Origin of the sequence: Rhodonellum psychrophilum GCM71 = DSM 17998, from assembly GCF_000381545.1 — a bacterium.
Classification (GTDB): domain Bacteria; phylum Bacteroidota; class Bacteroidia; order Cytophagales; family Cyclobacteriaceae; genus Rhodonellum; species Rhodonellum psychrophilum.
Genome location: NZ_KB906696.1, coordinates 35,116 through 55,632, shown reverse-complemented (window position 1 = coordinate 55,632; position 20,517 = coordinate 35,116). Strand labels below are relative to the sequence as shown.

Genomic DNA, 20,517 nt, shown 5'->3' with positions numbered 1-20,517 from the left:
CATTAAAATTCTGTAAAGGATATAAACCCATTTTGAAATGTACGGATTGCCAAGAACGATATTTACTGAGGAGCATGATTTGTTTCGTGACTCGATAAAAGATTTTATTGCCCAGGAAATTTCCCCAAACAACGCCCAATGGGAGAAAAACAAAATGGTTTCCCGTGAATCTTGGAAAAAATTGGGTGACAATGGGTTTTTATGCATTCAAGCACCCGAAAAATTTGGGGGATTGAACATACAGGATTTTCGCTACAATGCGATTTTTATAGAGGAATTGGGACTAAGCGGTTGTTCTGGACCAGCCATCGGTTATCCATTACACAGTGACATCGTTTTTCCGTATATCCTACATTACGGAACAGAGGAAGCCAAAACCAAATATGTACCTGGAATGGTTTCCGGGGATTTGATTTCAGCCGTGGCCATGACGGAACCTGGCGCTGGAAGTGACCTTCAAAACATCCGATCCACCGCCGAAGAAATGGAAGATCATTTCCTTATCAACGGTTCCAAAACCTTCATCACCAACGGTTATCTCTCAGATATCGTCGTGGTTGCTGCCAAAACTGATCCAACCAAGGGTGCAAAAGGAATCAGCTTGTTTTTAATTGACAAAGACATGCCCGGATTTTCAAAAGGAATTCCCTTCGAAAAAGTTGGACTGCATGCACAGGACACCTGTGAGCTCTTTTTTGAGGACGTAAAAGTACCAAAGCACAATCTTCTTGGTAAAATCGGAATGGGATTCAACTATCTCATGACGGAATTGGCGCAAGAAAGATTGATAGTGGCTTTATCGGCATTGGCATTGGCAGAGTCCACTTTTCAAACCACAGTGGATTACGTCAAAAACAGACCCGCATTTGGGAAAATGGTTTCTGATTTTCAAAATACAAGGTTTAAACTCGCAGAAATGGCAGCAAAGTTGGAGCAAGCCAGAATCTACTGCGATCAGTTGGTGGTGCTTCATAACGACAAAAAAGTGGATCCAGCCATGGCCTCCGCTGCCAAGTATACCATGACAGAGTTGCAATGTGATGTTGCTGACGAATGTGTCCAACTACATGGAGGCTATGGGTACATGTGGGAATATGCAGTGGCTCGAGCCTATGCAGATGCACGTGTTCAAAAAATCTATGCGGGGACCAATGAGATCATGAAGGAATTGATTGCTAGAAAAATCCTCAAATAATTAGGTTGAAAATTACTTCCGGCCACTTTTCTTTTTAGGAAAGTGGCTTTCTTTTTTTGTACAAACCATTATTATTTTATATTTAGTGGTTATTAAAAGAATCGAAAATTTGTTAACCCAAAATACAACCCCATTTATGCAAGACTCCCCGTGGTTCAAGTTTTATCCAAAGTCTGTGGAGAAAGAAGTAGATGTGACTGCTTACAGTTCCATCGTAGATCTTTTTGAAGAAAGTATCAAAAAATTTGGAGACTCCATTGCCTATGAATGTATGGGCAAAACATTGACCTATAAAGAGGTGGATAAATTGTCTGAAAATTTTGCTTCCTATTTACAAAATGATCTTAAACTGAAAAAAGGGGATAGAGTAGCCATTCAATTGCCCAACTGCCTTCAATATCCAGTGGTATTGTTTGGGACACTAAGGGCGGGAATGGTAGTTGTCAATACGAATCCACTTTACACCTCAAGTGAAATGAAGCACCAATTCAATGATTCTGGTGCAGAGGTAATTGTTATCTTGGCAAATTTCGCAAGCAATCTGGAGAAAATCAGAAATGAGGTAACCGCCAGGCATGTAATCGTCACTGAATTGGGTGACCTATTGGGTGGACTGAAGGGTACGATTGTAAATCTGGTCGTAAAACATGTTAAAAAAATGGTTCCTGCCTTTAATTTGCCTGATGCCATTTCTTTCCGTGTTGCTCTGGCAAAGGGCAAGAAAAACAAATCCAAAAAAGAAACAGTGGTGCTTTCTGATGCCGCATTCCTACAATATACTGGAGGAACCACGGGTATTTCAAAGGGAGCAGAGCTCACCCATGGCAACATGGTGGCCAATATGCAACAAATCTCAGCTTGGATGAAACCAAAACTGATCGAAAAAGAGGAGTTGGTTGTGACTGCTCTTCCACTTTACCATATTTTTGCGTTGACAGTCAATTGCCTGGCCATGATGAAAATAGGTGCGCACAATCTTCTTATCACTAATCCAAGAGATATGCCGGCCTTCATCAAGGAATTGAGTAAGCACAATTTCTCGGTTTTCACCGGGGTGAACACACTTTTCAATGGGTTACTCAATCAAGAGGCCTTTCACAAATTGGATTTCAGTTCTCTTAAGATCGCAGTAGGTGGTGGTATGGCCGTTCAGGTGGCAACCTCTGGGAAGTGGCTAAAGGTGACAGGAACCCCTATTGCCGAAGGATATGGTTTGACCGAAACTTCACCTGTGGCAACTTGCAATCCAATCGATGGTACAGAGAGAAATGGGACCATCGGCGTCCCGCTTCCCAATACAGATGTTAAAGTGATCGATGATGATGGGAACGAATTGCCTTTTGGCACGAGAGGAGAACTGTGTATCAAAGGTCCACAAGTAATGAAGGGCTATTGGAACAGACCCGATGAGACCGAAAAGGTGATGGAGGGGGAATGGTTGAAGACAGGAGATATCGCAGTCATCAATGAAGATGGTTTTGTCCAAATCGTTGATAGAAAAAAGGAGATGATTTTGGTTTCCGGTTTTAATGTTTATCCAAATGAAGTGGAAAATGAGATCGCTTCACATCCCAAGGTTTTGGAAGTTGGTGTCATCGGAATGCCCGATGAGAGATCCACAGAAAAAGTGATCGCCTACGTGGTTCCCAAGGATAAATCAATTACTGCTGCCGAAATCATTGCCTATTCAAAAGAAAATCTAACGAACTATAAAGTGCCTCGTGAAGTCTATTTTGTGGATGAATTGCCGAAAACAAATGTGGGGAAAATCCTAAGAAGGAAAATCAAGGAACTACATGAGTCGACCCTAAGTCAAGTGAATTAAAACAGAGTCAAATCAAGGTTTTTGTTCAGTCCGCATTTAGGACCAAATTTAGGTTGAAGACTTTATTTGTTTTGGGAAATTAACTTTTTCCAATTGCTTGTGCTGCGGTTTGTTGTTCATCTTAATTGATAAAGGTCAATGCTTTATGATTACATCATAATCGGTGCAGGTTCTTCCGGTTGCGTCATTGCGAATAGATTGTCTGAAAATCCCCAAAATCTGGTTCTGCTATTGGAGGCTGGGAAGCCGGATAAGAAACCAGAAATACATATTCCTGGTGCCTATACCCAGCTCAACAAGTCTGAGGTGGATTGGGCTTTTTGGACTGCACCCCAAACGGCCTTGAGCGGAAGAAAACTTTTCATCCCTCGAGGCAAAACGTTGGGAGGAAGCAGCAGTACGAATGCAATGGCCTATGTTAGAGGAAACAAGGCCGATTTTGATGAGTGGGAGGCTTTGGGAAATCCTGGATGGGGATTTAAGGATGTCTTGCCCTATTTTGTCAAATCGGAAAACAACGAGGACTTTGGAGGTCTATTCCATGGTAAAAATGGACTCTTAAATGTGTCTCATTCCAAACAACCCCATCCACTTGGCCAATTTTTTATAGAGGCATGTGCCCAAAATGGCATTCCCTTCAATCCTGATTATAACGGTGACGAGCAATTGGGTGCCTCTATGCTTCAGTTTAATATCAAAAACAACAGGAGACACAGTGCTGCTTCCGCTTTTTTGAAACCTGTCCTGCTCAGAAAGAATTTAATGGTCAGGACAGGTTGTCATGTTTCCAAAATTATTATCAAAGATGGAAAAGCAGAAGCTGTTTTAATCCTCCTTGAAAATGGTCAAACAGAAGAAATTTACTGTTCAAAAGAAATAATTCTCAGTGCTGGGGCCATCCAGTCCCCCCAAATATTGATGTTGTCAGGAATAGGCAATCAGGAATACTTGAAAGATTTTGGAATCGACCCCATCCATCACTTACCAGGGGTGGGTCAGAATCTTCAGGACCACGTTTGGTCGCCGGTGAGTTCTTGGTCATCGGTCTTGACCAACAACGAAGTCACAAAACCATTTAACATGTTAAAAGCACTGATGCAATACTTGTTATTTAAAAGAGGTCCATTGGGAAATAGTCCACTCAATGCAAATGCATTCCTCAAATCTGACAATGCACTTGAACGACCTGATCTTCAGTTGCACTTTTTGCCTGCAGCCATCGCTGATGATTACAGTACGGATATTTATGACCTTAAAACCTACCCCAGGAAAAGTGGATTCAGCATCATGGTTATTCTTATACGTCCCCAAAGCAAAGGATTTATAGGCCTAAACTCAAATAAACCAACGGATCCACCTTTGATTCAACCAGATTTTTTTCGTTCCAAAGAGGATTTGGCAGTTCTTAAAAAAGGAATGTTAATGGCAAAAAAAATAATGGAGGTTTCCTCCCTTCAGCAATTCAACAAGGGGGAAATTTATCTACCAAATGACTTTTCAGATACCAATTTGGAAATCCATATCAAAAAGAGTTTGGAAACCCTATATCATCCTGTGGGGACCTGCAAAATGGGCAATGATCCGATGGCGGTGGTCAATGCGAGACTACAGGTCCAGGGCATTAAAAAATTGCGCGTTGTAGATGCTTCAATTATGCCAACGATCATTTCCGGAAACACCAATGCAGCCTGTATAATGATTGGAGAAAAAGCAGCTTCAATGATTTTGAATCCATAAGAATGTTGCTTTTTTATTTGGTCGGAATTCCTGAAATTTCTTTTTCGCTTGATATTCAAATATGGAATATAATTGAATTGCACATGATCAGCAATATAGGATGATGGAAAATTATATTATTCATTAAAAAAAAAGCGAGAGGAGAAAAATAACCCCTCTCACTTTGTATTATTCTCTTGGTACTTATTGAGTACCTAAAAAATTCTATTGCGGAATCATGACATTGTCAATGAAATGGGCCACACCATTAAGCGCTCTAAAATCGGTTCTAATGATATTGGCACTGTTGCCAAAAGCATCAAAAACCATCAATTGACCATTTACTGTTTTTACCGTTAATGAGGTTCCGGTGTTGTTGGGTAAACTAGCACTTTCAAGATCCTTTCCGAATACCATTTGGCCAGAGACTACATGGTTGGCGATGATTACCTGAAGGAATTCCATAGGAATCGCAGTACCAATATTTCCGAAATTTAAGCCATATTTTGAGAAGGCTTCATCTGTGGGCACAAAGGAAGTAGCTTTGTCTCTTGCTGCCAAACTTAGAAAACCTGTAATATTTAGGGCACTTGTTAGCGTTTTAAATGCGGGAACAGCATTGCTGCTTCGTGCATTTAAAAAAGGATCTGCCTCGGCTTTGTAATTTTCCAAAAGCGTGATTAGATCTGTTTGGCTTTGCTCTGCTTCAATGGTCAATTGTGGCTCCTCCGTTAATGAGGTACAGCTGAATTGAAAGGCAACCAAAGCAGACATCATGAAGGACAAAATCAGTCTCTTCGGCATTGTGTTAAATTTTCTCATGGTTTCAAATGGATATTGGTGTAGTAAATTTTGCCTTAATATAGGTTAAAAATGCATTTCGTAAAATTAATACTTAAAAATATTATTCTGTAACACTAGATATTAAGTGAATACATATTTGTGAGATAGGATTTTGGGAACAAATCAGATTTATAGATTGAACTAAAAAAAAAATTGATTTTGTTTAAAAAAAGTAAAAAAGCAATATTTTATCTCTACTTCAATTTTAATTGTATTAATCGTATTTTTAATTATACCCTATACTTTTGGCTTATAACTGCCTTTGACCATAGGTAAATAATCACAAAATAATTAGGGAAGAGAAGTCTATTTTTCAGTGATAAAGTAAACTTCGGCAATTTTATCTCCTTTTATTTTATAAATCGCGATCGCCTTCATTGGTTTCTCTCCCTTTTTCAAGGTTACTTCTTCATGATCGATGACAGTGTTTCCCATCACGATTCTGTTCACAAGATGACAATGCAAATCGGGTGTTCTTGAAAACATTCTACCATACAGATTTTTCATCTCTTCTTTCCCTTGGTAAAGTAACGTGTTTGGAAAATCAAAGACCATGACATCATCTGCATAAGGGCGTACAAAGGCATCTACATCTCGGTTGTTATACCCTTCCAATTGTTCATTTGCCAATTCTTCGGGCACACTTACCTTAACCTCCTGCGCAATCGCATGAAATTGGATAAAAAAAACAATCAAAAGGAGAAAGTATCTATACACGGTACTTATCAACTTGCCAATTAGAGATAGATTCCTTTATGAATTTTGATTTTAGTTTTTCCTTGCTGGCTTTTTCCATCAAGGGTACCAATTCTTCATTTCCGGCAAACCTTAAAGCGATGATCTGTGAAAGCCTCAATTTTCTTTCCATTTCGGAAAAGGATTTTCCCGTAAGTTCAAAATACCTTTGCCTCATTTCCAGACGGATCAAACGGTCTTGATTTTTCAACGCATAGATTCTTGCCAAAAGGGGCAAGAGCACAAGGATTACCGCACCCAAAAGATGATAGCTTGCGGTCATCAGAGAAGTTCCATTTGAAAAAGCAGCTGCCAAATTAACGATTGTCCAAATCAAGTAAACCAATGTAAGTGGAGTAATTATAAAATGATGCAGCGGATAATACCTTGCATGATTGTTGAAATTCTGCATAGATTGTTTTTTAACTATATAGCCTGAAAGATACTCGAAATCATTTTAATGACCCAAAAACTATTTGGCAAATCGTATTTTTTTTATTTAAATATTTTTTTTGAAACTAAAAAAAGCAAGGATTTCCATTTTTCATTTCTTCATCTGTATAAATCTGTGTTTTCAAAAAAACAAGGATCATTTTGACAAGGATTATTTTTTTTCTCGGCGCTATGGATCGTTGTTTTTGGAATCCTTTTCCATATTCTATACCTTCGTAGCTTTAATTGAAAAAGTAAAACAATGGATTTAGACAAACTGGATAGAGACCTCACGGTCATTGTAGAGAAAAGAATTGAGCTGAGCAAAATTTCTTACGCAGATGCTAATTATGATGATTTGGAGGAAGAACTTCATGATCTTGAGGATGATTTCAATGAGGAATTTGGAGATGAACTTGAGTCTGAGTTGGAGAAGATTTACGCTAGGCTTAAATCAGACAATGAGGTTCTCCTTCCTTCAGCTTATTTGGCCAACTCCTATGTACCGATGCTTCCAGATGCTCGAGGAGTCGTCTCCTATGAGGTAAAGGGTAGGGAAGGAGTTCCAATAGAATCAGAACAATTTGACAGACAGGATGTAAGGTTAATTATTATTCCCAATCCAACAAGGTTTGTCATGCAAATCAATGGCGTTTCTCTCAAGGACATTTGGAAATCCAGGTAAAAATAAAAGACTTAAAAATGGAGAAAGCGATGGGTTTTGGTTAACCTATCGCTTTCTCCATTTTCCCCTTTGGCCAACTAAAGGCTCCTAAAAACATTAGAAACCCAATTTTTCGCGAATCTTGCCTAGAAGTGCCATTGCAATTACCCTTGCTTTGGCTTCACCTTCGATTAGCTTGGCTTCAAGTTGGTCTGGTTCGTTCATATAAAAGTCAAAAAGCCTTCTTTCTTCTTTGTATTTAGTCAAAATCAGCTCTAAAAATTCTTTTTTGGCGTGGCCATAGCCAAAATTCCCGCCAAGATATTTTGACCGCAAATCGGCTACCTGATCGGGGTTGGCTATAAGGCTAAAGAGTTTGAAGACATTGCAAGTATCTGGGTTTTTTGGTTCCTCCAAAGGCGTACTGTCCGTGATGATCCTGTTGATGTTCTTTTTCAGCTCTTTTTCGGGCAAAAATATGTCGATGAAATTGTCATAACTTTTGCTCATTTTTTGTCCATCCGTTCCAGGGATAATCATCACCGATTCACTGATTCGCGCTTCTGGAAGGGTGAGAATATCTTCTTCCAACTTGTGGTTGAAAGAACTGGCAATATCCCTGGCCATCTCCAAATGCTGCAACTGATCTTTTCCAACTGGAACCAAATTTGCGCTATAAAGCAATATATCAGCAGCCATCAAAACAGGGTAAATAAACAATCCTGCATTTACATCCGAGAGTCTATCGGACTTGTCCTTGAAACTGTGGGCATTGGCCAACATGGGAAAAGGTGTAAAGCAACTCAAAAACCAAGTCAGTTCGGCAACTTCCGGAATCCTGGATTGTCTATAAAATACAGTCTTTGAAATGTCAAGCCCAAATGCCAGCCAGGCAGCGGCTACAGCCATTGTATTTTCCTTTCTTAAATCACCATCCTTTATGGAGGTGAGCGAATGCATATCCGCGATAAATATAAAAGATTCGTTGTTGTCCCTTTTTGTCAATTCGATTGCGGGAACGATTGCACCGAGGATATTTCCCAAATGTGGCCTTCCCGAACTCTGAATTCCTGTCAATACTCTTGCCATTACTCAAATTTTTGTGCCAAATTAAATAATTATGAGTACATATCGCTCCATTTTTCCCGTTATTTGGAGGTATGAAAAACGCCAACATTTTTCTGGGCTTGTTTTGTTTCGTGGGTTTAACACCTATACATATTGAAGCACAGATACTTGAAAGAAATCTCATTCAGTGGGAACAAAAAAAAATAAACATCGGTACCATCCTTGAAGAAAATGGTGAAGTTACCGCAGAGTTTAAAGGAATCAACCCTTCAGGACTACCCATTCTCATTACGGATGTCATTACAGATTGTGGCTGTACCACAGTGGAATTTACCCGCGATACTTTGGAAAAGGATTCAGCTTCCTTCATTAAAGTCAAATTTGACCCCACACACAGGGGCGGGGTGTTTTCCAAATTGGTGATCGTCAGAACCAATACAGACATTTATGGGGACACGCTTTTTTTGGAAGGGTTCAATCTGCCTCTTCCCGAAAACAATGAAATGGCCTACCAAAACAGGATGGGAAACATTGGGATGCGGTTACCCTCAGTAAATATGGGAATTGTTTTTACCAATGAACCGAAAGTCAAATACATTGAGTTGTTTAATTTTGGGAGGAACCCCATCCGGCTCGATAAGGAGCAATTGTTTTTGCCCGAATACCTGAAAGCAGAACAATTCCCGGATTCGATACCAGCCAATTCTAGAGGTCTTTTGAGACTTACTTATGATGGGACAATAAGAAATGATTTGGGTTTTTTTGAAGATGAGATCAACTTGTCTTTGATGCATGGGGAATCACCCATGGCTTTTAAACTGACAGCAACCCTTTATGAATATTTCCCGCCCTTGCCAAAAAGTCTTGAAAACACTGTTGCCAAATTGGGGATATCTGAGACCGACATCGATTTAAGGGGGATCAATTCCAATGAGGAAGTTTCCAGATTGATAACATTAAGCAATATGGGGCCGGAATTATTGGAAATCCGAAAAATTTCCACCAACTGTGAATGTGTGAAAATTGAATTGGATAAAGAAAATCTATCTCCCGGAGAAAAGGCACAATTGCGTTTTACTTTTAATCCAAAAGGAAGGAAAGGTATTGACCATAAACACATTACCATTTTCAGCAATGATCCCCTCAATCCAGTCAGGACGATTGTGGTCAGAAGCTCGATCAAATAACATTTAGGAAATTTTGGCAGGTGCTTCGCACTGGTATGATTGTTGTTTGATTTACTTTGTAACAATTAATTTATATTTTAGTAAATTATATTCTTATATTATTTTATTTCTAACTCAAAAAAGAAAAAAACTATGAGTTCTACAAAATTTATTTTAGGCGCTTTAGTGGGTGCTGTAGTAGGTGTTCAAATTGGAATATTGGTCGCTCCTGACAAAGGAGAAAACACAAGAAAGAAAATCGGTAAAAAAGGAAACGAATACCTTGATGAGGTAAATGGCAAAGTCAATACTTTTCTTGATAGCTTGACCAAAAAAGTTTCTGACGTGAGTGAAGAAGTCGACAAATTGGCCAAAAGAGCAAAAGCCAAAACAGACGAGTTAGCGAAATAAGATCTTCGGTAAAAAAAGGAAAGGGGTTTAACCCCTTTTTTTTGTGCCTGTTTTTTTCCGTTTGATCCGTAAGTTTTTGAGGAGATTTGAAATTGTAAGAAAATCAGACTTTTTGGAAACCAGGGCATAGCAATGATATCGGTTGATTTCCCAATATCTGATTTACTAGCAGTTTCAACCCCAATAAGATATCTAATGCATATTTCGGGCTTAAAGAAAATTGGAAAACAAAATTCATTTCAGCGTATAAAAAAAAATAGGCACTGAAGTAAGTTTACCCAGTGCCTTATTGAATGAACATGCTTTTCAGCAAAATAAAATAAAAATATCTGATTTTTACTTAAATGCCGATATCCCTGTAATCTCATTTCCCAAAATCAACAAATGGATATCATGGGTACCTTCATATGTCACCACCGATTCCAAATTCATCATGTGCCGCATGATGGAATATTCTCCAGTGATGCCCATGCCGCCATGAATTTGCCTTGCCTCACGCGCTATGTCCAATGCCATCGCTACATTATTTCTTTTTGCCAATGAAATCTGTGCGGTAGTGGCTTTTCCTTCCTCCATCATCTTGCCGAGTTTCCAAACCAACAATTGCGCCTTCGTGATCTCGGTGAGCATTTCAGCCAATTTCTTTTGGATCAATTGGAAGGAGGCGATGGGCTTGTCAAACTGTATTCTTTCCATCGCATATCTTCTGGCAGAATCATAACAATCCATGGCCGCACCCAAAGTACCCCAGGCAATGCCATACCTTGCCGAATCCAAGCACATCAAAGGGGCTCCCAACCCGGATTTGTTGGGTAAAATATTCTCCTTTGGCACCTTCACATTGTCAAAGACCAACTCCCCCGTGCAAGAGGCCCGCAAAGACCATTTGTTATGCGTTTCGGGAGTTGAAAAACCTTCCATTCCACGCTCCACAATCAATCCATGGATCCTTCCAGACTCGTCTTTTGCCCATACCACAGCGATGTCAGCCTTTGGAGAGTTGGAAATCCACATCTTTGCTCCGTTCAAAAGGAAATGATCTCCCATATCCTTGAAGTTTGTGGTCATTCCACTTGGGTTAGAACCATGGTCAGGTTCAGTCAAGCCAAAGCAACCCAACATTTCACCGGATGCCAGTTTAGGCAAGTATTTTTCCCTTTGGGCTTCCGATCCGAATTTATAAATCGGATACATCACCAAGGACCCTTGGACGGAAGCCGTGGAACGCATTCCAGAATCACCCCTTTCTACTTCCTGCATGATCAGCCCATAGGAGATATAGTCCAAACCGCCACCGCCATAAGCTGAGGGGATTTGGGGACCAAATGCGCCTACTTCTCCAAATTTCTTTACGATTTCATAAGGAAAATGTGCTTTTTGAGCCCAATCTTCAATGTAAGGACTAATTTCTCTCTTGACAAAGTCACGGATCGATGACCTGATCAGCAGGTGCTCCTCCGTCAACAAGTCATCTATACCATAAAAATCAACTCCTTCATAAAGGTCTTTTTTTAGGGATTTTTGAACAACAGCTCCTGTCTCCATATCTATTTTTGGTTTATTGCCGATTAAAACGGATTTTTGCACATTCAATTCGTTTCTAGCCTTGAAATAAATAAGAAGAAGGCTAAAAAACTACCATTTTCGGCAAAATATTTAAACATGAGCCCAGCGCAAACGCAAAAAGACATCCTGGATAAAATAGAACTCCTTCAGGAAAAATTCAAAGCTTCAGGGCAAGATCTATCTTCGTATTTGGAGGGCCTTTTGTATTCGGATTATCTGACCTATTGGGATTATATAAATTTGGATATTTTGCTCTCCTTACAGCAACCAAGAACTTCATTTAAAGATGAGAAAATATTCATTATCTATCATCAAATCACAGAGTTATATTTTAAACTCATCATCTGGGAATTGGAACAAATCGCAGAGATGAGCCCTTTGCCTGCAAAATTTTTCAAGGAACGCCTCGAAAGAGTAAATATGTATTTTGACCAATTGATCTCTTCTTTCGGCGTGATGTGGAAAGGAATGGAAAGAGAACAATTTCTTAAATTCAGAATGTCCTTGCTTCCCTCAAGCGGATTTCAAAGTGCCCAATATCGCGTCATTGAAATTCTGGCGACCCCTGCCAAAAACTTGATTTTTCTTGGCAAACGTGAAGAGTTAAAGGATGTCGAAGATGTTGAAACTCTTTTTAGCAATCTTTACTGGCAGCATGGCGCCGTGGAATTGGCAACAGGTGAAAAAACCTTGACGCTAAAAACCTTTGAAATCAAATACCAAAAAGACCTGGAGGAATTTATTCAGGACTATAAAACGAAAAACATCTGGAATAAATACAGCGATTGTACGGACAAGGATGAAGAGTTGAAAACTCTGATGAAGAATTTTGATTTGAAAGCCAATGTTTTTTGGCCATTGGCGCATTATAAGTCCGCAGTCCGCTATTTACAACGTGATCCTGTGGACATCGCCGCTACGGGTGGCACCAACTGGCAGAAATACTTGCCTCCAAGGTTCCAAAAAGTCATTTTCTATCCAGAGCTTTGGACAGATCAAGAAAAAGAGGAATGGGGAAAAGGTTGGGTAGTCAAAGAGGTTTTTGGCGATGGGAATCTGGATTGAGAAATTGAAATGATAGGAATAAATCAATTGGGAATATTCAATTGGTATCCTGGCAATGGGCAGGGCATTAAAATTTGAAACCCAATGTTTATCATGACCTATAAGCATACATGCACCTCAAAATTTAATAGCATAAACCTTTAAGGATAAATACCTTACACGATGAAAAAAGAAATTATTTTGCAATTGAGTCCTGAAGAAGCTTATGATGAAGCTAAATTCAGGGAAACCGTTTTGAAAAAATTTGGATTGCCTCCCTCTGATCCCGAAATACTTGCCAGACAGGTGAAAAGGTCTATTGATGCAAGGGGAAGGCAGGTGAAAGTTAATGTCTCTGCAGAGGTTTTTGTCCACGAGGATTTTACCCCATTAATCACCTCAAATATCACCTACCAAAATGTCAGTACCGCTGAGCAAATCGTCATTGTGGGAGCAGGTCCCGCTGGGATGTTTGCCGCATTGCGTGCCATTGAACTGGGTGTAAAGCCTATTTTGATCGAAAGAGGAAAGGATGTACGGGGGCGAAGAAGAGATTTGGCAGCCATCAACAAGGACCATATCGTCAATCCGGAATCGAATTATTGTTTTGGAGAAGGGGGAGCAGGAACCTATTCTGATGGAAAATTATATACCCGTTCCAAAAAGCGCGGCGAGATCAAAAGGATTCTGGATATTTTTGTTTCCCATGGAGCCTCAGAAGAAATCTTGGTGGATGCACATCCCCATATTGGCACCAATAAACTTCCGAAAATTGTAACCGAATTGCGGGAAACCATTCTACGGGCTGGGGGAGAAGTTCTCTTCGAAACCAAGGTTGTTGATTTTTTGATTGAAAATGATGAAATAAAGGGAGTGATCACCGAATCAGGTCAGAAAATCATGGGCCTTGGGGTTATTTTGGCAACAGGTCATTCAGCAAGGGATATGTATCATTTGTTGCACGAAAAAAACATTCTGATAGAAGCCAAACCTTTCGCTTTGGGTGTAAGGATAGAACATTCCCAAAACCTTATCGACCGAATCCAATACCACTGCCAAATTGATAGGGGACCTTATTTGCCCGCATCCGCATATTCATTGGTCCATCAAACCGTATTTAAGGGGATACAAAGGGGTGTTTTTTCATTTTGTATGTGCCCTGGAGGTTTTATCGTCCCCTCAGCCACCTCTCCAGGAGAGCTGGTGGTGAATGGGATGAGCCCAAGCCGGAGGGACAGTAAATTCGCCAATTCTGGGGTGGTCGTAGCTGTGGAATTGGAAGATCTTCCTAAGCAGTATGAAAAATATGGGCCGTTGGCAGCGATGATGTTTCAAGCAGATGTTGAAAAAGCAGTTTGGCAAGCAGGCGGAGAAACCCAAACCGCGCCAGCCCAGCGGATGTTGGATTTTGTCGAAAGAAAAGTGAGTGCCGACCTTTTGGATACCTCTTATCAACCCGGACTTAAATCCGTGGATATGAATACTGTTTTGCCTGATTTTATTGCTTCCCGATTAAGGGATGCGTTTGTTGAATTTGGCAAAAAAATGAAAGGGTATCTCACCAATGAGGCCCAAATTATTGGCGTGGAAAGCAGAACGTCATCCCCGGTAAGGATTCCCAGAAACAAGGAGTCCTTCGAGCATCCACAAATCAAAAGACTGTTTCCTTCTGCGGAAGGGGCAGGCTACGCAGGTGGCATCGTCTCTGCGGCGATGGATGGAGAACGTTGTGCGGAGAAACTGATTGCGCAATACATCAAGAGTTGATAGATTCCTAAACCAAGTTGTATTCCGGCTTCCAGATTTGCTTGCTTCCTTCAAAGAGGGATTTGTTTGCCAAGGCTACGGCAATGGCTGTTCTTCCACCATTGGTGATGTTAGAGTGGGGCAAATCATTCTTTTGTAGGCATCTATGAAAATCTTCAAGGGCATAAAAAGACCCATCCTTCAATGGCCCATCTACTAAATTGATCCCTTTCTTATCCTCGGCCCACTCTAATTTTGTGGCACCAGAAACGCCATCGACTTGCTCAAGTTCCGCTCGCGTTTCTGGTTCTGGATAGAACATGCCTTCATTTGTCAAGAGGTTTACCATTCCTTTTGAGCCTTTGATTTTAAAGGAGTATCCTTCATGTTGATTGCCACAGGTGGCACCAAAATTACCAATCATACCTTCCTTCTCATAGCGGACAGCCACCTGGACATTGTCAAAAGTCTCTCGACCATCCCTAAAATAATCAATTCCTCCCGTACCATAAATATCGGTTGGCACGCAATCAAAAGCCCAGTGCACAAAATCCATCTGATGGGATAAAAGCTCGGCAACCAGTCCTCCGGAATATTCCTTGTACATTCTCCAGTTTATCTGTCGCTCCAGCGAAACATTGGGCACGGGTCTTCGCCAATTGTGGTTCCTATCCCATCGGGCATCGATTTGGGTTATTTTCCCGAGGTAACCTTTATCGATCATATTCTTCACCTTGAAATAAAGTGGAGAATACCGGTATTGATGTCCGATCTGAATGACCTGTTTTGGATATTTTTTCGAAAGGCCTGACAAGAGCAGCGTTTGGTCAACGGTAAAAGCCATTGATTTTTCCAGATAAAGATGTTTTCCCGCCTCCAAAACTGCTTTGGCATGATCAAAATGCAGGTACAAAGGAGTCGCTACCAAAACAATATCCAAGTTTTTGGCTTCCAAAAATTTCCTGGTATCACCAAAGTAGCCAATTTCATTTGTGCCATATCTTTTTTTTGCATTCTCCAATCTGAATGCAAGATTGTCACAAATGGCGGTCACTTTGAATTTATCGGGCATGCTGGCGAGGATATTGTGAAGTCCTGATCCCCTGTCCCCATAGCCCAATATCCCGATATTGAATGGGCCTTTTTTTGAATCTTGAAGAATACCAGAAACCAATGGGGTAGGGAGTGTGGCCGCAGCGGTGAGCAATGATCCAAACTTAATAAAATCGCGTCTTTGCAAGGGAAGTAGTGGTTAGGTGAATTGGGTTTGACTTGATAATTTAAGAAACATAATTATAAAAATTATGAATTTGATGAAGTCAGGGCTTATTTTTTTATAAGCGGATTCATTCATGAGAAAGGATTTTTTCAACGGTATGTGTAAGGGCTTCTGATGAATTCAGGAATTTTTCTTCAAATCTGCTATATTCAAGAAGAGAAACACCTTTCTCTAATGCGATTTCTTTGAAATCATCCAGAGAAATACTTGCAAGTTCTGAACGTTTGACCAATTCGGATAGGATTTGAAAAGTTATGCTGTTGCCAAATTCCAATTCAAAGACCAAAAGGAGCAATGGCCCAAACACATACCTATAATCTTCATCTATTTCATCCCTTTTTTTGATTTTAGCCAAGGCTTTGTAATTTTTCCCACTGAGAAAATTTGCATACCCCTTGATGCGGTTTTGGTAAAATTCGGGCGAGAATTCCTCAACAGCCTTCAACGCCAGGTACTCAGCGGTGGATTCCAACCAAAACCAAGCTTGAGGACCAGAAAGGATTTTAGTGTCAAAATAATAATGTGCCAATTCATGGGCAAAAAAGGACAAATTGGAAGGCTCTAATTTCCCACCTCCATTGATTAGGGCATTGAAATCAACACCTGAATAGGCAAAAGTGGGGAAAATGGCAAAACCCCAAGTTTGGTCTGGTTTATAAGGCGTGACAGCTTTATGTGAAATCAAAAATATTTTTTCATTGTATGGAATTTGCATTTTTCCGGCAAAAAACAATTTGATCTTGTCGATTTCCTTAAAAATCATGTTGGCTTTATCCTCTTCCAAATTCACATTCAGGATATAATTGCCTTTATTTTCCAAAACCGGAAATTCTCCGGCAAAAAGCATCGGTTGTCGAGGAACCGATGACTGAAAAACATGATCCCTTGCAGCACTTGGCACATCTCCATTTATAAAAACCTGCGCACAATCCTCACAAATCACTTTGATCGAATAGCTGAAGGCATCCAATAGTTTGTCTTTAGCGACATCATAAATCACTGGATACCATTTACTTTGCTCAGCAGCCCGAAGGGTTTTGCCATTGAAAGCAATCATTCCCTTATAATCAAAACTGTTGAGTAGATCCTCATAAACAGGGAATGCTCCCCGATATTTGATGCTGAATTTTTTGGGCATTGGTTCGAGCTGCCTGTTTTCATCTATAAAAGTGTAGGCCAGCGCTTCGCCTCTCATGCGTCCATTGTAATAGCCACTGTAGGGAATCACTTGCTTTTCCGTGTTTTGGAAAAATTGAATATTCATTCCTTTGTTAAGAAGAATATTATATGCCTCGATTTCGGGGACATTGGAGAGCTCAAAACTGCAATCGATCAGTCCCTCTTTCATCAAAATTCTAACTTCTCCCTCAAGATGAATTTGTGAAAATCCGACAATTGGAGTCAGAAAACCCAGAAATATGAGCAAAATTGAAGTAAATTTCATAAAATTGAAACGATAAGGGTCCTAATGATAGTTATAATTCATGAATCCTTCTATTTACTTTCATCATTTTAAAATCAAGAGATGCTATTTGCAATTGTGGACATAGAAACAACAGGCGGAAATCCTCTTCAGGGAGGAATTACAGAGATAGCTGCCCTTATCCATGATGGCAATCGTGTGATTGATACCTTTCATACCCTTATCAATCCCCAGCAATTTATCCCTGGATTTATCACGGGATTGACCGGTATCGATCAGGAAATGGTGAAGGACTCACCCATTTTTGCGGAAATTGCTGCTGAATTCTTTGATTTTCTGAAGGATAAAATTTTTGTTGCCCACAATGTGAATTTCGACTACACCTTTATCAAAGAAGCTTTTAGAAAGGAGGGGTATGTCTATGATGTACAGAAACTCTGCACGGTGAAGTTGAGCCGAAAGGCCTTTCCCGGTTATAAATCCTATAGTTTGGGAAGGCTGTGCGAGCATCTGAATATTCGGATTGAGAACCGACACCGTGCTATTGGTGACGCCCAGGCCACTGCAATTCTATTTGGAAAGATCCATGGACAAAATAGTGATGTAATCAGCCAATCGTTGAAGAAAAACAGCGGAGAAATGTTTTTACCTCCCAATATTTCAAAAGAAAAATACTTGGAACTGCCGGAGAGCACAGGGGTCTATTATTTTCATGACGCGAAGGGAAAAGTGATTTATGTGGGCAAAGCACTTGATATTCGAAGCCGTTTCAAAGGCCATTTTTCGGGAACATCCAAGGACAAGGCCAAGATGGACCTCAAATATGAAATCCATGATATCAGCGTTGAAGTGACCGGAAGTGAGTTCTTGGCCTACCTCATTGAAATGCTAGAAATCAAAAGGTTATGGCCTAAATACAACAAGTCCCAAAAATTTAAATCCAGCAATTGGGGCTTGGTAAGCTATGAAGATGCGAGCGGATTTTTAAGGTTCCAGATATCCAAGGTGGCTTCGGCAATCAATACCGTTCAGCAATTTGATTCTCATTCGGAGGCTTGGAAATTTTTGATGGACAATGTAGAAACCTTTGAATTGTGTCCCAAACTCTCGGGAATGCAGAAAAGCAATGAAGCCTGTTTTGATCATAAGATCCAAAAATGCAAGGGAGCATGCTGTGGCAAGGAACAGCCAGACAGCTATAACGAACGTGTGCAATTGTTTCTGTCCACCATTGATGAATTATCTGGAAGTATTTTGATTCGGGAAAAAGGGAGAAATAAAGAAGAACAAGCCGCTATGTTTTTTGAAAATGGGCTTTTTTCTGGTTATGGTTTTATTTCCCATTCTGAAAGTATATCCAAATTGTCCGAAGTTTTTGATGTCTTGAAAAAAGTCAAGATGATCCCTGAGTCGAAATATATTTTGAAGAGTTTCTTGGGGAAAATTCCAATGAACAACATCATGGTCATCAAAGAAGGCTTTTGAGATCCAAGAGCTTACTTGATTTTCGAACTCAGATTTTCAGCTGGATTTCAATTTTTCAAAGTCCCTTATTGAACGCGCCTGAGATACAACCCGAAATATGCATTTGATTTCCAAACGGGGCTTGTAATTGCAAGAAAATCAGAATTTTGGCAGAACATATTCTATTATCGGTAGGATGAAGTCAAATGTAATAAACTGATTATGAAGCATCTTTTGACTAGAATTGAATTGGTATTGCATAAACCGGTTTGAATGGATTCTTCAGAGGTAATAAATATGGGTTGAATGAATTTAATTTTTTTCTGGTGATCCGAGTTTCTCCCTGACCTCGTATTTTCCTTAAACCAACAAATTTAATGCACATGAAAAAATCAAACCTCTTTTCAAAGGGACTTCTTTATTTTTCCCTTTTGGCAACGACAGGTACCATGATATCCTGTAATGACGAAAATAATCCGACCCCAGAAATGGATCAGCCGTCGATGGCTCCAGAAGCCATGTTCACCGCATTGACCAATGACAACAGGATCTCCACATTTGAAGCAAGGAATTTAGGGAATCCAATCACCACATTAAATATTACTGGAATAGCGGATGGTGAGAAGATTCTCAGCATCGACTACAGACCCGCCACTGGACAATTGTATGCTTTGGGATCCTCCAGTAGGCTTTACATCATCAACGAAAATTCCGGATTGGCGACACCTTTGGGTGCAGGCCCTTTTAGCCCCGGAATAATGGGAGAAAACGCAAGTTTGGATTTCAATCCAACTGTGGATAGAATCAGGCTTGTCACCGAATCCGGTCAAAATCTTCGCCTTCATCCCGAACTGGGAACTGTTGTGGCCACGGATGGCTCCATCAATGGAGGTTCTAATCCAAAAATCGGGGCTGTAGCCTATACCAACAGTATGGCTGGTGCCACAGCGACTGAATTGTTTGACATCGATTTTGAAGCAAACAAATTGTATGTGCAAGATCCACCTAACGCCGGAGGCTTAAGAGAAATTGGGAATTTAGGAATTGATTTTGCCGGTCAGGGAAATTTTGATATTTCTCCAAACAACAGCGTGGCCTTAGCGGTAACCCTGAATGAAGGGATGTCCAAGCTTTACACGATCAATCTGTCTTCAGGATCAGCCGATTGGGTCGGTAGTTTTAATTTGCCTGTAATGGGTATTGCCATCAAAACAAATCCTGTAGCGTTTGCAGCTACGGCAGATCAGATGCTGTATCGTTTTGACCCGACGAATCCGACGATGAACAGTGTTCCATTTGTTGGTTTGACAACAGGTGAAATGGTGATTGGATTGGATTTCAGACCGGTGAATGGCCAACTTTATGCAATCACGAACATGAGCAGGCTTTTGAGTGTGAATACGGCAAATGGACAAGTTGCTGAAATCGGAAGCGGCTTGAACCCAATGTTGGAAGGTACATCATTTGGTTTTGATTTCAATCCAACTGTGGATAGGATCAGATTGGTGAGCAATACAGGTCAAAATCTGAGATTGCATCCAGATCTTGGGACAGTAGTGGTTACAGATGGTAATCTGAACCCAGGTACTCCTTTCGTTAACGGTGCTGCTTACACGAATAGCTTTGCATCAGCTACCTCCACAGTACTCTTTGTAGTGGACAGTCAAACGAATATGCTTTACAGACAAGATCCACCAAACGATGGCGTCTTGGTACAAATCGGAAGCCTAGGTATTGATATTGAATCTGAGAATGGTTTTGACATCGGAGGTACTTCCAACAATGCCTTTGGACTGTTCAAAGTAGGTGGAACTACTGCAGTCTATGGTGTGAACTTGATGTCTGGTCAAGCCACTAAAGTTGCGGATTTCAACATCAATGCAACGGCAATGGCAGTTGGTTTGGGATTTTAATAAAACCCTCTTGACACCTTTTTCTAC

17 protein-coding genes are annotated in these 20,517 nt (G+C 40.4%); 10 read left to right on the top strand and 7 right to left on the bottom strand.

Features of this window, described 5'->3' with window-relative positions:
• Positions 1 to 37 precede the first annotated feature (37 nt).
• From F824_RS0123280 to F824_RS0123270, 3 genes are all read left to right on the top strand, one after another.
• The gene (locus F824_RS0123280) at positions 38 to 1,195 is read left to right on the top strand and encodes an acyl-CoA dehydrogenase family protein (RefSeq protein ID WP_019600352.1); all 1,158 of its coding nucleotides are present in this window, start codon (positions 38 to 40) and stop codon (positions 1,193 to 1,195) included.
• Positions 1,196 to 1,331: 136 nt separating this feature from the next.
• Positions 1,332 to 3,020, top strand: coding sequence for an AMP-binding protein (locus tag F824_RS0123275; protein WP_019600351.1), 1,689 nt, complete (start codon positions 1,332 to 1,334; stop codon positions 3,018 to 3,020).
• A 138-nt stretch (positions 3,021 to 3,158) separates the two neighbouring features.
• Complete coding sequence (locus F824_RS0123270; protein WP_019600350.1) at positions 3,159 to 4,757, top strand: GMC family oxidoreductase; 1,599 nt, start codon at positions 3,159 to 3,161, stop codon at positions 4,755 to 4,757.
• 204 nt (positions 4,758 to 4,961) lie between these two features.
• On the opposite strand, the gene F824_RS0123260 is transcribed toward F824_RS0123270, so the two are convergent.
• The 3 genes from F824_RS0123260 to F824_RS0123250 all read right to left on the bottom strand — a co-directional run bounded on the left by F824_RS0123260 (position 4,962) and on the right by F824_RS0123250 (position 6,726).
• Complete coding sequence (locus tag F824_RS0123260; protein WP_081625042.1) at positions 4,962 to 5,558, bottom strand: fasciclin domain-containing protein; 597 nt, start codon at positions 5,556 to 5,558, stop codon at positions 4,962 to 4,964.
• A gap of 327 nt (positions 5,559 to 5,885) precedes the next feature.
• On the bottom strand, positions 5,886 to 6,296 hold the full coding sequence (locus tag F824_RS0123255) for a nuclear transport factor 2 family protein (protein WP_019600347.1): 411 nt from the start codon (positions 6,294 to 6,296) through the stop codon (positions 5,886 to 5,888).
• Positions 6,289 to 6,726 (bottom strand): DUF6526 family protein, encoded by a 438-nt coding sequence (locus F824_RS0123250; protein WP_019600346.1) that lies wholly within the window; start codon positions 6,724 to 6,726, stop codon positions 6,289 to 6,291. Before F824_RS0123250 ends, F824_RS0123255 begins: the two co-directional genes overlap by 8 nt.
• Positions 6,727 to 7,008: 282 nt before the next feature.
• On the opposite strand from F824_RS0123250, the gene F824_RS0123240 reads away from it, so the two are divergent.
• Positions 7,009 to 7,431, top strand: coding sequence for a hypothetical protein (locus F824_RS0123240; RefSeq protein ID WP_019600344.1), 423 nt, complete (start codon positions 7,009 to 7,011; stop codon positions 7,429 to 7,431).
• Positions 7,432 to 7,527: 96 nt separating this feature from the next.
• Here F824_RS0123240 and trpS read toward each other — a convergent pair whose 3' ends face one another.
• Complete coding sequence (gene trpS, locus F824_RS0123235; protein WP_019600343.1) at positions 7,528 to 8,499, bottom strand: tryptophan--tRNA ligase; 972 nt, start codon at positions 8,497 to 8,499, stop codon at positions 7,528 to 7,530.
• Between the two features lie 71 nt (positions 8,500 to 8,570).
• Between trpS and F824_RS0123230 the strand changes: the two genes are divergently transcribed.
• Positions 8,571 to 9,665: a DUF1573 domain-containing protein gene (locus F824_RS0123230; RefSeq protein ID WP_019600342.1), complete on the top strand. Its 1,095-nt coding sequence runs from the start codon at positions 8,571 to 8,573 to the stop codon at positions 9,663 to 9,665.
• 132 nt (positions 9,666 to 9,797) lie between these two features.
• Positions 9,798 to 10,055, top strand: coding sequence for a YtxH domain-containing protein (locus F824_RS0123225; RefSeq protein WP_019600341.1), 258 nt, complete (start codon positions 9,798 to 9,800; stop codon positions 10,053 to 10,055).
• A gap of 336 nt (positions 10,056 to 10,391) precedes the next feature.
• Here F824_RS0123225 and F824_RS0123220 read toward each other — a convergent pair whose 3' ends face one another.
• On the bottom strand, positions 10,392 to 11,600 hold the full coding sequence (locus F824_RS0123220; protein WP_026333885.1) for an acyl-CoA dehydrogenase family protein: 1,209 nt from the start codon (positions 11,598 to 11,600) through the stop codon (positions 10,392 to 10,394).
• A gap of 117 nt (positions 11,601 to 11,717) precedes the next feature.
• Between F824_RS0123220 and F824_RS0123215 the strand changes: the two genes are divergently transcribed.
• Positions 11,718 to 12,686: a tryptophan 2,3-dioxygenase family protein gene (locus F824_RS0123215; protein WP_019600339.1), complete on the top strand. Its 969-nt coding sequence runs from the start codon at positions 11,718 to 11,720 to the stop codon at positions 12,684 to 12,686.
• Positions 12,687 to 12,848: 162 nt separating this feature from the next.
• Positions 12,849 to 14,432 (top strand): NAD(P)/FAD-dependent oxidoreductase, encoded by a 1,584-nt coding sequence (locus tag F824_RS0123210; RefSeq protein WP_019600338.1) that lies wholly within the window; start codon positions 12,849 to 12,851, stop codon positions 14,430 to 14,432.
• A 7-nt stretch (positions 14,433 to 14,439) separates the two neighbouring features.
• Here the strand turns inward: F824_RS0123210 and F824_RS0123205 are convergent, their stop codons facing one another.
• Together F824_RS0123205 and F824_RS0123200 are read right to left on the bottom strand one after the other, a co-directional pair.
• A complete protein-coding gene (locus tag F824_RS0123205) occupies positions 14,440 to 15,651 on the bottom strand; it encodes a Gfo/Idh/MocA family protein (RefSeq protein ID WP_026333884.1) in 1,212 nt (403 codons plus the stop codon).
• A 106-nt stretch (positions 15,652 to 15,757) separates the two neighbouring features.
• The gene (locus F824_RS0123200) at positions 15,758 to 17,134 is read right to left on the bottom strand and encodes a hypothetical protein (RefSeq protein WP_019600336.1); all 1,377 of its coding nucleotides are present in this window, start codon (positions 17,132 to 17,134) and stop codon (positions 15,758 to 15,760) included.
• Positions 17,135 to 17,215: 81 nt separating this feature from the next.
• On the opposite strand from F824_RS0123200, the gene F824_RS0123195 reads away from it, so the two are divergent.
• Positions 17,216 to 18,598: an exonuclease domain-containing protein gene (locus F824_RS0123195; RefSeq protein WP_019600335.1), complete on the top strand. Its 1,383-nt coding sequence runs from the start codon at positions 17,216 to 17,218 to the stop codon at positions 18,596 to 18,598.
• A gap of 362 nt (positions 18,599 to 18,960) precedes the next feature.
• Positions 18,961 to 20,490, top strand: coding sequence for a DUF4394 domain-containing protein (locus tag F824_RS0123190; RefSeq protein WP_019600334.1), 1,530 nt, complete (start codon positions 18,961 to 18,963; stop codon positions 20,488 to 20,490).
• The last annotated feature ends 27 nt before the right edge of the window (positions 20,491 to 20,517 follow it).